This is a genomic window from Pseudomonas sp. TE36184, assembly GCF_054060055.1.
Genome location: NZ_JBSSCU010000001.1, coordinates 4,772,099 through 4,785,659 on the forward strand (window position 1 = coordinate 4,772,099; position 13,561 = coordinate 4,785,659).

Here is a 13,561-nt window from a genome sequence, read left to right on the forward strand (position 1 = left end):
ACCGCCATCGGGGGCAAGCCCCCTCCCACATTTTTGATTATGTTTCTTCAGGTCAATCGTTGAACTGATAGTGCAATTCATTATCCCGGCTACTGATCCGCACACCCGCCAGCGCCTTGCCTTCGAGCATGCGCGTGAGGAATTCACGGCTCATGTCCGGCAGCAGGCTGTTGGTGAGGATCGTGTCGATCATGCGCCCGCCGCTTTCGGTCTCGGTGCAGCGCGAGACGATCAAATCGACCACCGCGTCGTCGTAATCGAAGGCGACTTTGTGGGTGTTCTGCACACGCTTCTTGATGCGCTCGAGTTGCAGGCGGGTGATCGCCTTGAGCATCTCGTCGCTCAGCGGGTAATACGGGATGGTCACCAGTCGGCCGAGCAGTGCGGGCGGGAAAATTTCCAGCAGCGGCTGGCGCAGGGCTTTGGCAATGTCTTCCGGCGCGGGGATGTTCGCCGGGTCTTTGCAGACCTGGGAAATCAACTCGGTGCCGGCGTTGGTGGTCAGCAGGATCAGCGTGTTCTTGAAGTCGATGACCCGGCCTTCGCCGTCTTCCATCACGCCCTTGTCGAACACCTGGAAGAAGATCTCGTGTACGTCCGGGTGGGCTTTTTCCACCTCGTCCAGCAGCACCACGCTGTAGGGTTTGCGCCGTACCGCTTCGGTCAGCACGCCGCCTTCGCCGTAGCCGATGTAGCCCGGTGGCGCGCCCTTGAGGGTCGACACGGTGTGGGCTTCCTGGAACTCGCTCATGTTGATGGTGATGACGTTCTGCTCGCCGCCGTACATGGCTTCGGCCAGGGCCAGGGCGGTTTCGGTCTTGCCCACGCCGGAGGTGCCGGCCAGCATGAACACGCCGATCGGCTTGCTCGGGTTGTCGAGGCCGGCGCGGGAGGTCTGGATGCGCTTGGCGATCATCTGCAAGGCGTGGTCCTGGCCGATGATGCGTTTCTTCAGGTGCTGGTCGAGGTTGAGCACGGTTTCCAGTTCGTTGCGCGCCATGCGGCCGACCGGGATGCCGGTCCAGTCGGCGACCACCGAGGCCACCGCCTGGTAATCCACGGTCGGCAGGATCAGCGGGGTTTCGCCTTGCAGCGCGGTGAGGCGCTGCTGCAGGTCGACCAATTGCGCACGCAACTCATCGTTGCCGCTGTCGACCACGCCGACTTTTTCACGCAACGTGGCGCGGGTGGCGAGCAACTCATCGACCAGGGTTTTCTCTTCGGCCCAGCGGCTTTCCAGGCTGGCCAGGCGCTCGCGCTCGGCACTCAGCAAGGCTTCGCTGTTGCTCTGGCGCGCCCCGATGGCGATGCCGATCGCATGCTCGCGGGCGATGATCTGCAGCTCGGTTTCCAGGGCTTCGATGCGGCGACGGCTGTCGTCGACTTCGGCCGGCACCGCATGCAGGCTGATGGCGACGCGGGCGCAGGCGGTGTCCAGCAGGCTGACGGATTTATCCGGCAACTGGCGCGCCGGGATGTAGCGGTGGGACAGCTTCACCGAGGCTTCCAGTGCTTCGTCGAGGATCTGCACCTGATGGTGTTTCTCCATGGTCGAGGCCACGCCGCGCATCATCAGCAGCGCCTTGTCTTCCGACGGTTCGGCCACCTGCACTACCTGGAAACGGCGGGTCAGGGCCGGGTCTTTTTCGATGTGTTTCTTGTACTCGGCCCAGGTGGTCGCGGCCACGGTACGCAAGGTGCCGCGGGCCAGGGCCGGTTTGAGCAGGTTGGCTGCGTCACCGGTGCCGGCGGCACCACCGGCACCCACCAGGGTGTGGGCTTCGTCGATGAACAGGATGATCGGCTTCGGCGAGGCCTGGACGTCTTCGATGACCTGGCGCAGGCGCTGTTCGAACTCGCCTTTCATGCTGGCGCCGGCTTGCAGCAGGCCGACGTCGAGGCTGCGCAGTTCCACGTCTTTCAGCGCGGGCGGCACGTCGCCGGCGACGATGCGCAGGGCGAAGCCTTCGACCACGGCAGTCTTGCCCACGCCGGCTTCACCGGTGAGGATCGGGTTGTTCTGGCGTCGACGCATGAGGATATCCACCAACTGGCGGATCTCTTCGTCGCGGCCGACGATCGGGTCGAGCTTGCCGCTGCGTGCCTGTTCGGTCAGGTCGACCGTGAAACGCTTGAGCGCTTCCTGCTTGCCCATCGCACTCGGCGCCATCGCACCGCTGGCTTCGCCCGGAACGGCGCCGGCGTTGAAACCGTCGCTGGCCGTCAACGCATTCTCCGGCGAGTCGCCGACGTACTCGTCAAAGCGTTCGCTCAGGGCTTCGGCCTTGACCTTGTCGAACTCCGCCGACAAACCCAACAGCGCATGGCGCAGGCTCGGCGTCTTCAGAATGCCCAGCAGCAGATAACCGGTACGCACCTGGCTTTCGCCGAACATCAGGCTGCCGTAGACCCAGCCGCGCTCTACGGCTTCTTCCACATGGGAGGACAGGTCGGTGATCGAAGTCGAGCCCCGCGGCAGGCGGTCGAGGGCTTCAGTCAGGTCGCGGGCCAGGCGCGCCGGTTCCACATTGAACTGACGGATGATGCGGTGCAGGTCCGAGTCCTGCAGTTGCAGCAACTGGTGAAACCAGTGGGCCAGTTCCACATACGGATTGCCCCGCAGCTTGCAGAACACCGTGGCGGCTTCGATGGCTTTGTAGGCCACGCTGTTGAGTTTGCCGAACAGTGCGGCGCGACTGATTTCACCCATGCTCTGGATTCCTTGAGGTGGTGGCGTGATCGGCGTAATGCCGGGCCAGGATTAGGTCGTTGGCATCAACCGCAGGGCGGCCGAGCCAGGTATTGAAGCCCAGGCGGAACCGGCCGTTGAGTTGCAGCGCCGGGACTTCGGGTTGTTGCAGAACCAGGTTCAAGTCCCAGTCCAATTCATGGCCCAGGTACTCGGCCACCCAGGCCACCAGCTCGTTGAACGGCTGGCTGCCGGGTAGCATGCCCATGTAGTCGTCCAGCGCGAGCGGGCCCAGGCGGATGCGGAATTTGTGCTGGCGGTCCCACACATGGCTGCCCAGGCAGAAGTCCACGCCGAGCCGGTTGGCGCTGACCCCGACGCGACTGCGCTCGGGCAGCTCGAGCCATTGGCCGATGTATTCTTCGATCTCTACCGGCAGGCCGAAGTACTCGCCAAGGATCGCCTTCAAGCCATCCGGGTAGCGGGTCTGCGCCGACAGGTGGCCGCTGTAATGCAGCTTTGCCGTGTCGGGGATCAGCCCCTGGTTGAGCAGGCTCGGCATGCCCCGACCGCTCAAGGCGGCGAGGCGCGCCGACCAGTAATCATCGTCCGGGCGGTCGTGGCTGACGGTCGGCCGCGCCTCGGCCCAGGCCCGGTAGAACAGGCTCAACAGGCGATGGTGGAAGATATCCAGGAACTGTTTGCTGGTGCTGTCGGCATTGTTGCGCTGGCGTTCGCGCACGTACTCGGTGATGTGCAGCGGCAGCGGGCCGTTGGGGCCGCCGAGGCCGAAAAAGTACTGCTGCAGCCGCGCTGGCTTGCCCTCGCCAGCGGGGTCGACCGAGGCCAGGGTGGCCGGGGCGAAGGTGCAGTCGGCCTGTTGCCCGAGGCGCAGCGGGTCGTCCGCCAGGCGCAGGGACTGGCCCAGGCGCGGCAGGTCCGGCGATTCGCACTCGATACGCCGCAGCGCCTGGAAGAAATCGTATTCCCAGGGCTCCTGGTGCATCGCATCCAGGGTACTCACAGGGTCGGACGACGTCCGGGCTTGGCTTTCCATCGCATGATCTCGCCGCGTTCGGTGGTACGGATCACCGTCTCGGTAAAACTGTTGATCGACACGTAGCGTGCCAGGAAGCGTTCCAGTACCGCACCGAGCAGGAACACGCCGGTGCCGCGAAACGCGTTTTCATCGAATTCCAAGGTGATTTCCAGGCCGCGCCCAAACACGATCGGGCCGGGCATCGGCAGGCGCCGGGTCACCGCTTTGCTGCTGACTTCGCGCAGGCCTTCGATCTGCAATTGCAGGGCGGCGTCGTTGCTGTCGCCATACAGGCGCAGCAGCTCGCGCAAGGCGCCCGCGCCCTGGCCCTGTTCGCTCAGGGACAAATAGTTGAGCGACAGCTGGCTGATCAGGCGCCAGGCCTTGGCGTCATGGGCATGGCTGGCACGCGGGCGGCTGGGCCCGGCGACGCAGCGCACGGCCAGCACCGGGGCGCTGTCGGCGAGGGTGAAGTCGGTCTTGCCATTGCCCACGCTCATGAACAGCGGCAAATCGCGGTTGGTACACAGCGCGCTCACGCCGAGTTGGCGCAGGTCGTGGCGATAGGGCGCTTGCTGGCTGTCCACCAGGCTGACGAAGGTTTCGCTGCCCACGTAGGTGGAGCGCGGGCCGTTGCGCCGCTGGTCGCTGGACAGCACCCGTGGCTCACGGCGCACGGTGTAGTACGCCTGGTCGCGGCCATAACGCGAGGGGTCGCGCACCGCATAGAACGGCAGGAACGGCTGCTCCGGCCCGGTGCCGTGGCCGGTGATGCCGTCGAGGGAGTGAATCTCGAAATCCATCGGCCGCGTGCGGTCGGCGATCACATGGTGTTCGTTGACCCGGTCGGACAAGTGGATACGGTCCACGCGTTTCGGGAACAGGTTGATCGCCGGGGTGCAGAACGGCAGGAACTGCGCGGCACCGACGCTGCCTTCCAGGCTCGGTTCGTGGCGGTCGAACAGCACGATCAGTTCCAGTTCCTGGCCGTCGCAACGCTTGACCGCACGGCCCAGTTCGGCGAACTCGACGAACAGGAAGCGGTGGGGCAGGGCGAAGTATTCCTGCAGCAACCGATAGCCCTGGAACGCCCGCGCCACCACGGGCATGGCCGCGTCGGCGTCGTCGAAACCGCGCGAGCGCAGCGCGTCTGGTGGCAGGCGCTCGACCCAATCGCCCCCCGGCTTGCGCGCAAACACCGCGCAGGCATTGCCCAGCAATTGTTCGTAGAGGCGGAACGGTTGCTCATCCGCACCGCTGAGGTACAGCGGCAGGTTGTCCAGCGCGAGGCTGTTGAACGGCAACTCGGCGCCGGTGCGCAGGGTCAGGCGCAAACCGGCCTTGGCTTTCGGTTCGCTGGCCGCCAGGCGCCCGAGCACGGCGGCTGGGTTGCCGAAGTACTCGGCGTGGCTGACCTGCAACGGCCACAGCGTCACCGGGTGAGCGGTGCGGTACTCGCAGCAGGTCTGGGTTTCGCGGCCCAACGCGGCGCGCAATACGCTGTCGCGCGGCAACGGGAAACCGCTGGCCAGGGAGCCTTCATCCGGGTCGGTCTGCAGTTGCACCACGGTCATCGACGGGGTCGGCGCCAGGTAGTGCGGGTAGGCGATCTCCAGCAGGTTGTGGGTGAAGGTCGGGTACTCGGCGTCGAGCTTGAGCTGCACGCGGGCCGTGAGGTAGGCAAAGCCTTCGAGCAGACGTTCGACGTAGGGGTCGGCGCAGTCCATGCCGGACAGGCTCAGCCGACTGGCGATCTTCGGGTATTCCTTGGCGAACTCGGCGGCGCTTTCGCGCACGTGGTGCAGTTCCTGGTTGTACAGCTCCAGCAGGCGCGGGTTCATGGGCGTCTCCGCTGGTCGGCGTTGACCACGCGTACATGGCCCGACTCCAGGTCCAGGTCGGTTTGCAGCAGCAGGCGCAACGGCACCGGCTGCGCCCACAGGTCGCCTTCGATCTCGAAGCTCAGGGCGTTGTGGTTCATCTCGCCATGGCCGACACGGGCTTTGACGCGCAGGGTGTGGCGCAGAATACGTGGCTCAAAGGTGGCGATCGCCTGGTAGATCAGGGCTTCCAGGGCCTTGATGTCGACGCTGGAAACACTGTTGCCCGCCAGCGCCGGCAGGCCGTAATTGACCACCGAGGTGCCGGCCGGGGTGTGCAGGGTGGCATCGGCATCGAGCAGCGACGTGGTGTTGAGCAGCCACGCCAGGTCACGCAGCACCGAGGCCTTCAATTGGGTGAGGGACAGCACGCGCTTGTCGGCGCTTTCCTTCGGGTTGGTTGGGTCGTCGTCGGTCAACCGGTCCAACAGGGACGGTTGCAGACGGTCGCGGGAAGCGATTTCAGTTACCACCAAAGCAGCTCCACGGACGGGTTGCGAGAGGGACAAAGTGCCTGGGGCCGTGGCGCTGGGCCACGGCCGCCAGGGCTATCAGCGCTTGGTGTTGGAACGGATGTTCCAGCCAAACTTGATCGCGCCGCCGTCTTTGGTGCCGTCGGCTTTCTGCGGTTGGTAGTCGACCATCACCTGGGCGAAGTTCAGGGTGACGTTTTCGGTCAGGCGATCATCGGAGCCCGAACCGCCAGTGCTCAGGGACGTGACCAGCACTTCTTCCAGGTTGATCACCATGTATTCGACCTGGCTTTCACCACCGGCCTTGCGCACGGTCAGCTTGACCTTGTCGATGTGCTTGCCGCTGGCGCAGTGCATCATCAGGTTCGGCGAGGCTTTGTCGACATACTTGGTCAGCGACAGGTCCTGGATGTTCACCTTGCCCGCGCCGCCGCCACCGCCTACGTGCATGTTGCCGGACTGGGACATGCCCCAGCTCCAGTTCAGTACGTCGATTTCGTCCTTGTGGGCTTTGTCCATGGACTCGCCCTTGATGTCGCCGATCTTGATGAAAATATCAACAGCCATGTTTTCTCCCTGTGTGGACTCAGCCACTGTATTTGTTAACGCCGCCGCCCCCTGTAGGAGCGAGCTTGCTCGCGAAGGTCGTCAACGGTGACGCGGGCATCCTGGATGAACGCAGCGCCTTCAAGTTTTTCGCGAGCAAGCTCGCTCCTACAGGGAGCGAGCCAGTCCCGATTTTTTACGCGCTTTTCGCCGACGGCAGTTTCGATACCAGGCGCAGCGACACGGTCAGCCCTTCGAGCTGGTAGTGCGGGCGCAGGTAGAACTTGGAGTTGTAGTAACCCGGGTTGCCCTCAACGTCTTCCACGATCACTTCGGCTGCCGCCAGTGGGTGCTGGGCCTTGGTGGTTTCGGTGGAGTGCGCCGGGTCGCCGTCGACGTAGTTGAGGATCCAGTCCTGCAACCAGCGCTGCATTTCGTCCTTCTCTTTGAAGGAACCGATCTTGTCGCGCACGATGCACTTCAAGTAGTGCGCGAAACGGCAGGTGGCGAACAGGTACGGCAGGCGTGCGGCCAGGTTGGCGTTGGCGGTGGCGTCCGGATCGTCGTACTCGGCCGGCTTCTGCAGCGACTGCGCGCCGATGAACGCGGCGAAGTCGGTGTTCTTCTTGTGCAGCAGCGGCATGAAACCGTTCTTCGCCAGCTCCGCTTCACGACGGTCGCTGATGGCGATTTCGGTCGGGCACTTCATGTCCACGCCACCGTCATCGGTAGGGAACGTGTGGGCCGGCAGGTTTTCCACTTCACCGCCGGACTCCACGCCACGGATGCGCGAGCACCAGCCGTAGTGTTTGAACGAACGGTTGATGTTCACCGCCATCGCGTAAGCGGCGTTGGCCCAGGTGTACTTGGAGCTGTCGGCGCCGTCGGTGTTTTCTTCGAAGGCGAAGGCTTCCACCGGGTCGGTCTTGGCGCCATACGGCAGGCGCGCGAGGAAGCGCGGCATGGTCAGGCCGATGTAGCGCGAGTCTTCCGATTCACGCAGCGAGCGCCAGCCGGCGTATTCCGGGGTGGTGAAGATCTTGGTCAGGTCGCGCGGGTTCGACAGTTCCTGCCACGAGCCCATGCCCATCACGGTCGGCGAAGCGGCCGCGATGAACGGGGCGTGCATGGCGGCGCAGACTTTGGACAATTCGCCCAACAGCTCGACATCCGGTGGCGACTGGTCGAAGTAGTAGTCGCCGACCAGGCAACCGTAAGGTTCGCCGCCGAACTGGCCGTATTCTTCTTCGTACATCTTCTTGAAGATCGGGCTCTGGTCCCAGGCGGTGCCCTTGAATTTCTTCAGGGTCTTGTGCAGGTCCGGCTTGGAGATGTTGAGCACGCGGATCTTCAGCTGCTCATCGCTCTCGGTGTTGTTGACCAGGTAGTGCAGGCCACGCCAGGCGCTTTCCAGCTGCTGGAAATCCGGGTGGTGGATGATCTGGTTGACCTGGGCGGTGAGCTTGGCGTCGATGGCGGCGATGATCGATTCGATCGACTTGATCGCGTCGTTGGACACCAGGTCAGTCTGTGCCAGCGCCTGCTCGGCGAGTGTCCGCACGGCGGTTTCCACGGCTTCGCGGGCACGCTCGGTCTTCGGTTTGAACTCTTGCAGCAACAGCGAAGCGAACTCGCTGGTTTCTTCGGTGGCGCCCAGGTTCTGAGCGCTTTCGCGCACGGTATTCTCGGTCATGATTACTGCTCCCCTGCCGGCTTCGGCGCGCTCGCAAGGGCCTGCAGCAATGCCGGGTCCTTGATCGCTTTCATGATGATTTCTTCAGCGCCGGTCTTGCCGTCCATGTAGGTCAGCAGGTTGGCCAACTGGGTACGGGCTTCGAGCAGCTTGTTCAGCGCATCGACCTTGCGGGCCACGGCGGCCGGGCTGAAGTCGTCCATGCTTTCGAAAGTGATGTCCAGGCTCAGGTTGCCTTCGCCGGTCAGCTCGTTGGGTACGTGGAACGCTACGCGCGGTTGCATGGCCTTGAGGCGCGAGTCGAAGTTGTCGACGTCCACTTCAAGGAACTTGCGGTCGGCCACGGGCGCGAGGGGCTCGGCGGGTTTGCCGGCGAGGTCGGCCATCACACCCATCACGAAGGGCAGCTGGACCTTTTTCTCGGCGCCGTAGAGCTCGACGTCGTACTCGATCTGCACTCGAGGCGCGCGGTTGCGCGCGATGAATTTCTGAGAACTTTGCTTCGCCACGTTGCTGCTCCTGGTCGCTTGAGCGACGGTGTTGTTACTGCGCAGTCGGGCGGCTTACTCGCCGTCCGGGCCACGCAGGTTTTCAAATTGGGACATGCCGTCGGGAATCAGATTGCGCACGATGGCCGCGAAGTCGGCGTGCACCAGATGCTTTGCGCGGTTCAACAGCACCGGCAGCGGGCTCGAAGGCTCATGACGGGTGTAGTACGCAAGGATCTTGTCGAGGCTGCGCAGCACGTCATCGCGGTTGGCGATGTCGCCGCTGGGGCGCGGTGCGGTGGGGGCGGCGGCGAAGTCGGCCGAGGGGGCATTGTCGTCACTGACGGCCTCGGGTTCGCGGCTGCTGGTCTCACCGTTCGGTACAAATTGGCTGAGGATCTGCAGCGCCTGCTTGAGCGGTTGCTTCAACAGGCTGAGGTCGACGCCCTGGGCCGAGCCGACCTGGTCGCTGACCTGTTGTTCGATGGCTTCGCAGGCGGCACGCGCGGTGCTCAAGGCGTCGCGGGTGGCTTGCAGTTGCTCGGGGTCGCTGTCGAGGAACGCGGCGTTGAGCTGCTGGGCGCCGAGTTGTTCATCGGGAAAACTCATCAGGCCGCTGGCGTTCAGCGCGGCGCGCAGGCTCACGGCGCCGAAGGTGCGCGAGCGCGTGAGGATGCTTTCGCGCAGCAGGCGGATCGTCGCGTCGCCGGTCAAGCCGGACAGGGCGTTGATACGCACGGTGGGGTCGTTATCGTCGTCGGCATCCAGGCGCGGGTGCAGGTCGGCCCAGTATTCGCGCAGCAGCGCGTTGATCAGCGTGAGCGCGTCGGCCAACCCGACCACGCCCTGGAGGGCGAGGGCGCTTTGCAGCAGGAAATGGGTGATGCGCAGGTCTTTGCTGCGTTGCAATAGGTCGAGGCTTTGCTGCTGGATGCTGCGCCAGTCCGGCGGTTCGGCAGGCAGGATGGCGTCGCCCATGCTGCGCTCGGGCTGCCCCTTGGCATCACGCTCCAGTTGTAGAAATTGCGCGTCATATTCCATGTCTTCGCCACATGGCGAAGTCGCGGAAACGGCGGCGAGCAGCAACGGCACATCCACTGAAATCGATCTCCCTATCGGCCCGTTAGATGACGGGCAATTCATGCATTAGTTGCGTGATGAACTTTGCATGTTTTCTTGGTCATATACGTGTGGCGCCACTAATGTGCCATCACTGGTATTCAAGAAGTTGTGCATTTTTGGTGTAGTAGTTATGGCTTGTCAAGGTAAGCTATTCGCCCTCTGTGACAGATGTGCGGTACTTAACAACCTGCGCGACTGGTGAGTCGAGTGGTGTTCCACGATAGGGTTTTTGTCATTGAGGCCAGTTAAGATCTGCGATCATGCTGGCAAAAAGCAGATTATGACCGTGGTTTGCGTCGCCTGGCGCGATCTCTCGGGAAAGGCGCTCGCCGGGAATCGATTGCGCGCGAAGTATCAGCAAGGAGGCAAGATGTCGCTGTGTTTGACTATCACTAGTTATCACAAGATTACCCCTGGGCAGTGTGCCGAAAAGTCCTTGAACCAGGGCTCGATGGCTATCGGCCGCAGCTCGGATAATGACTGGGTATTGCCTGATCCTGAGCGTCTGGTGTCCTCGAAACATTGCGTAATTCAATACAAAGATGGTCGTTATTATTTAACCGATAACAGTACAAACGGCGTGGAGTTGGTTAACGCCGGCATCCGTCTGCGCCGGGGTAATAGCGAGCCGTTGCAGGATGGCGAGCTGATCCGCATCGGTGATTACGAAATCCAGGCGCGCATCGATTTCAACGTACAGGCCGTGGATAGCCAGGCGTTTGCCGGGGATTCCCCGAACAGTTTTGAAGCGCTGATGGGCGCCGTCGCCAGCAAGCCGGTAGCCACGCCAGTGATCGCGCCGCAGTTCCAGGGCGCGTCGTCGATGGACACCTTGCCGGACCTCTTCGATTTTCTCAGCCCGACCGCCGTGCCGCCGCCGACCGTGGCCGATCATGTGCCGTCCGAGCAACACGACTTCCGCCCGCCGACCCCGGTGGCCGTGCCGGTGCCGGTGGTCGAGCCGCCTGCCGCGTCGGGCTCGGTCATTCCCGAGGATTGGGACCTGTTTGGCGACACACCGGCGCCGGTGGTCAGCGCACCGCCACCGCCACCGCCACCGCCTGCGCCGGTGATCGCGCCGCCACCTGTGGTCGAGCCTGTGCTCCCGGTGGCCGCCGCCCAGCAACCCGATCTTTTGCACGCCTTCCTGCGCGGCGCCGGCCTGGACCCATTGCGCCTGGACAAGGCCCAGGCCGAAGCCCAGATGGAAAGCATCGGCCGCAGCTACCGGCTGATGGTCGAAGGCCTGATCGACGTGTTGCGTGCCCGCGCCAGCCTCAAGGGCGAATTCCGCATGCAGCAGACGATGATTCAGCCCGCGGAAAACAATCCGTTGAAATTCGCCCCGAATGCCGACGAAGCGCTACAGCTGCTGCTGCGTCATGGCAACCAAGCGTTTATGGCACCGGACATCGCAGTGCGCGACAGTTTCGACGACCTGCGCGCTCACCAATTGGCGGTGATGGCCGGTGTGGAAGCGGCGATCAAACACCTGCTCAGCCGCTTCGAACCGGCGCAGCTGGAAGAACGCATGGGCAAGCCCGGCGGGCTGTCGAGCCTGTTCAGCGGCTCGCGCCAGGCCCAGTACTGGCAGCAGTTCACCGAGCTCTACAGCAATATTTCCCGCGAGGCCCAGGAAGATTTCCAGGACCTGTTCGGCCGCGAATTCAGCCGAGCCTACGAAGAGCACAGCGCACGCCAGCGTCGCTGAGCCGCAACGCATGGATAAAACGGAAAGCTAAGTACGTCATTGAGGACGAAGGATGATTCCCAGGTTTTTACTCGCGGTGGCCAGCCTGCTGATGCTGGCGGCGTGTACCAAGGATGTCGCCGAACCCCAGGCCAGCGCCGCCGAGGTTGAAGCGAACACCGCTGCCGTCGAGCTGCACTTTCACGCGATTGCCGGGCTCAACCCCGGCGCCAACGGCCAGGCCGCCCCGGTGCGGGTGCGGATTTTCGAACTGAAAAACGCCGCCACCTTCGGCCGTTCGGATTACTTCGCCCTGGCTGACCGTGCGCAATCCACCCTCGGTCTCGACCTGCTGGACCAGGACGAAGTGATGGTGCAGCCCGGCCAGCAGTTGAGCATCCAGCGCGACCTCGACCCGTCCACCCGCCAGATCGGCCTGTTGGTGGGCTACCGCGAGCTGGACCGCGCGCAATGGCGCACGGTGCTCAACGTGCCGCCGCGCCAATACACCGAATACCAGATCAGCCTCGATGTGCGCGCCGTGCGTGCGGACGTCGTGGTTTCCCCATCCAGCCCAGCCCAATAACAAGCAATCGGAGCCCCCATGTCCTGGAACAATCGCGTGGTCTGGTCGGAAGGCATGTTCATCGGAACGCAGCACTTCCAGCAGCATGACCGTTACCTGGAAAACCTGATCGACGCCCGCAGTCGCCCGTTGTCGGCCGGGGCCTGGGGGTTTTCCGAGCTGCTGATCGATCAGGGCCTGCTGGCCCAGGGCAAGCTGGCGATTGTGTCGGCACGCGGCCTGCTGCCCGACGGCACGCCGTTCAATATCCCCCAGGATGACTTGGCGCCCAGCCCGCTGAATATCGACGACAGCCTGCGTGACGGCCTCGTCTACCTGGCCTTGCCGCTCAAGCGCGCAGGGGCCCGCGACACCGTCGACGACGGCGAAGCGCTTGGCGCCGCCCGCTACGTGAGCCAGGTGCGCGAAGTGCGTGACGACAACGCACCGTTCGAGAACCGCGCCCCGGTGGCCGTCGGCTCCCGTGCGCTGCGCCTGTTGACCGCGCAGGACGGCATCAGCGATTACGCCGCGATCGGCCTGGTGCGTATCAAGGAAAAACGCGCCGACCGTGCGCTGGTCCTCGACGACAGCTACATCCCGCCAGTCCTCGATGTGGCCGCGAGCAAACCGCTGACCGCGTTTCGCAGCGAACTGCTCGGCCTGCTGCACCAGCGCGGCGAAGCCCTGGCCGGGCGTGTGGTCGCCTCGGGCGCGGGCGGCGCGTCGGAGATTGCCGACTTCATGCTGTTGCAACTGGTCAACCGTGCCCAGCCGCTGATCCAGCACCTCAGCCAACTGAGCCCGCTGCACCCGGAGCGGTTGTTCAGCGAACTGGTCAGCCTGGCCGGTGAGTTCGCTACCTTCTCCACCACCGGCCGGCGCCCCCAGGAATACCCGCAGTACCAGCACGACGACCTGGCCTTGAGTTTTGCCCCGGTGATGCAGGCCCTGCGTGAAGCGCTGTCGATGTTGATCGACAGCAAGGCCACGCCGATCCCGATCGTCGAGAAAGCCTACGGCATCCACGTGGCCATGCTCGCCGACAAAACCTTGATCGACAGCGCCAGTTTCATCCTCGTGGTACGCGCCGATGTGCCCGGCGAGACCCTGCGCGCGCGCTTCGGCCAACAGAGCAAAGTCGGCTCGGTGGAGCACATTCGCGACCTGGTCAACCTGCAACTGCCCGGCATTGGCCTGCTGCCGTTGCCGGTGGCGCCGCGCCAACTGCCGTACCACGCAGGCTCGACCTATTACGAGCTGGACCGGGGCAGCGAGCACTGGCAGCAGTTGAGCAATTCCGGCGGCTTCGCCTTCCATATCGCCGGGCAGTTCCCGGGCTTGAACCTGGCCTTCTGGGCGATCCGAGGATAATC

The 13,561-nt window shown here is 63.9% G+C and carries 11 protein-coding genes; 3 read left to right on the forward strand and 8 right to left on the reverse strand.

Annotation, left to right across the window (positions count from 1 at the left end; all coding sequences use genetic code 11):
- Positions 1–52 precede the first annotated feature (52 nt).
- The 8 genes from tssH to tssA all read right to left on the reverse strand — a co-directional run bounded on the left by tssH (position 53) and on the right by tssA (position 9,906).
- Positions 53–2,710 carry a type VI secretion system ATPase TssH gene (gene tssH, locus ACVWZP_RS21350; protein WP_057004026.1) on the reverse strand — a complete coding sequence of 886 codons (2,658 nt, stop codon included), beginning with the start codon at positions 2,708–2,710 and terminating at the stop codon, positions 53–55.
- A complete protein-coding gene (gene tssG, locus ACVWZP_RS21355) occupies positions 2,703–3,746 on the reverse strand; it encodes a type VI secretion system baseplate subunit TssG (protein ID WP_057004025.1) in 1,044 nt (347 codons plus the stop codon). Before tssG ends, tssH begins: the two co-directional genes overlap by 8 nt.
- Positions 3,710–5,569: a type VI secretion system baseplate subunit TssF gene (gene tssF, locus ACVWZP_RS21360; protein WP_046381630.1), complete on the reverse strand. Its 1,860-nt coding sequence runs from the start codon at positions 5,567–5,569 to the stop codon at positions 3,710–3,712. Before tssF ends, tssG begins: the two co-directional genes overlap by 37 nt.
- Positions 5,566–6,081 carry a type VI secretion system baseplate subunit TssE gene (gene tssE, locus ACVWZP_RS21365; RefSeq protein ID WP_005792513.1) on the reverse strand — a complete coding sequence of 172 codons (516 nt, stop codon included), beginning with the start codon at positions 6,079–6,081 and terminating at the stop codon, positions 5,566–5,568. Before tssE ends, tssF begins: the two co-directional genes overlap by 4 nt.
- Before the next feature lie 78 nt (positions 6,082–6,159).
- Positions 6,160–6,648, reverse strand: a complete 489-nt coding sequence (locus tag ACVWZP_RS21370; RefSeq protein WP_003195562.1) for an Hcp family type VI secretion system effector — start codon at positions 6,646–6,648, stop codon at positions 6,160–6,162.
- A 175-nt stretch (positions 6,649–6,823) separates the two neighbouring features.
- Positions 6,824–8,320, reverse strand: coding sequence for a type VI secretion system contractile sheath large subunit (gene tssC, locus ACVWZP_RS21375; RefSeq protein WP_017849979.1), 1,497 nt, complete (start codon positions 8,318–8,320; stop codon positions 6,824–6,826).
- Between the two features lie 2 nt (positions 8,321–8,322).
- The gene (gene tssB / locus ACVWZP_RS21380) at positions 8,323–8,829 is read right to left on the reverse strand and encodes a type VI secretion system contractile sheath small subunit (RefSeq protein ID WP_017849978.1); all 507 of its coding nucleotides are present in this window, start codon (positions 8,827–8,829) and stop codon (positions 8,323–8,325) included.
- Between the two features lie 54 nt (positions 8,830–8,883).
- The gene (tssA, locus tag ACVWZP_RS21385; protein ID WP_046381631.1) at positions 8,884–9,906 is read right to left on the reverse strand and encodes a type VI secretion system protein TssA; all 1,023 of its coding nucleotides are present in this window, start codon (positions 9,904–9,906) and stop codon (positions 8,884–8,886) included.
- A gap of 394 nt (positions 9,907–10,300) precedes the next feature.
- On the opposite strand from tssA, the gene tagH reads away from it, so the two are divergent.
- The 3 genes from tagH to tssK are packed head-to-tail and all read left to right on the forward strand — an operon-like array spanning position 10,301 to position 13,559.
- Complete coding sequence (gene tagH, locus ACVWZP_RS21390) at positions 10,301–11,641, forward strand: type VI secretion system-associated FHA domain protein TagH (RefSeq protein ID WP_177032069.1); 1,341 nt, start codon at positions 10,301–10,303, stop codon at positions 11,639–11,641.
- Between the two features lie 52 nt (positions 11,642–11,693).
- A complete protein-coding gene (gene tssJ, locus ACVWZP_RS21395) occupies positions 11,694–12,206 on the forward strand; it encodes a type VI secretion system lipoprotein TssJ (protein ID WP_079444938.1) in 513 nt (170 codons plus the stop codon).
- Between the two features lie 18 nt (positions 12,207–12,224).
- Positions 12,225–13,559: a type VI secretion system baseplate subunit TssK gene (tssK, locus tag ACVWZP_RS21400; protein ID WP_046381634.1), complete on the forward strand. Its 1,335-nt coding sequence runs from the start codon at positions 12,225–12,227 to the stop codon at positions 13,557–13,559.
- The last annotated feature ends 2 nt before the right edge of the window (positions 13,560–13,561 follow it).

What these genes read in the sequence shown, in the direction of transcription:
- tssH (WP_057004026.1), bottom strand. Translation starts at nt 2,710, where the DNA reads ATGGGTGAAATCAGTCGCGCCGCACTGTTCGGCAAACTCAACAGCGTG.
- tssG (WP_057004025.1), bottom strand. Translation starts at nt 3,746, where the DNA reads ATGGAAAGCCAAGCCCGGACGTCGTCCGACCCTGTGAGTACCCTGGAT.
- tssF (WP_046381630.1), bottom strand. Translation starts at nt 5,569, where the DNA reads ATGAACCCGCGCCTGCTGGAGCTGTACAACCAGGAACTGCACCACGTG.
- ACVWZP_RS21370 (WP_003195562.1), bottom strand. Translation starts at nt 6,648, where the DNA reads ATGGCTGTTGATATTTTCATCAAGATCGGCGACATCAAGGGCGAGTCC.
- tssC (WP_017849979.1), bottom strand. Translation starts at nt 8,320, where the DNA reads ATGACCGAGAATACCGTGCGCGAAAGCGCTCAGAACCTGGGCGCCACC.
- tagH (WP_177032069.1), top strand. Translation starts at nt 10,301, where the DNA reads ATGTCGCTGTGTTTGACTATCACTAGTTATCACAAGATTACCCCTGGG.
- tssJ (WP_079444938.1), top strand. Translation starts at nt 11,694, where the DNA reads ATGATTCCCAGGTTTTTACTCGCGGTGGCCAGCCTGCTGATGCTGGCG.
- tssK (WP_046381634.1), top strand. Translation starts at nt 12,225, where the DNA reads ATGTCCTGGAACAATCGCGTGGTCTGGTCGGAAGGCATGTTCATCGGA.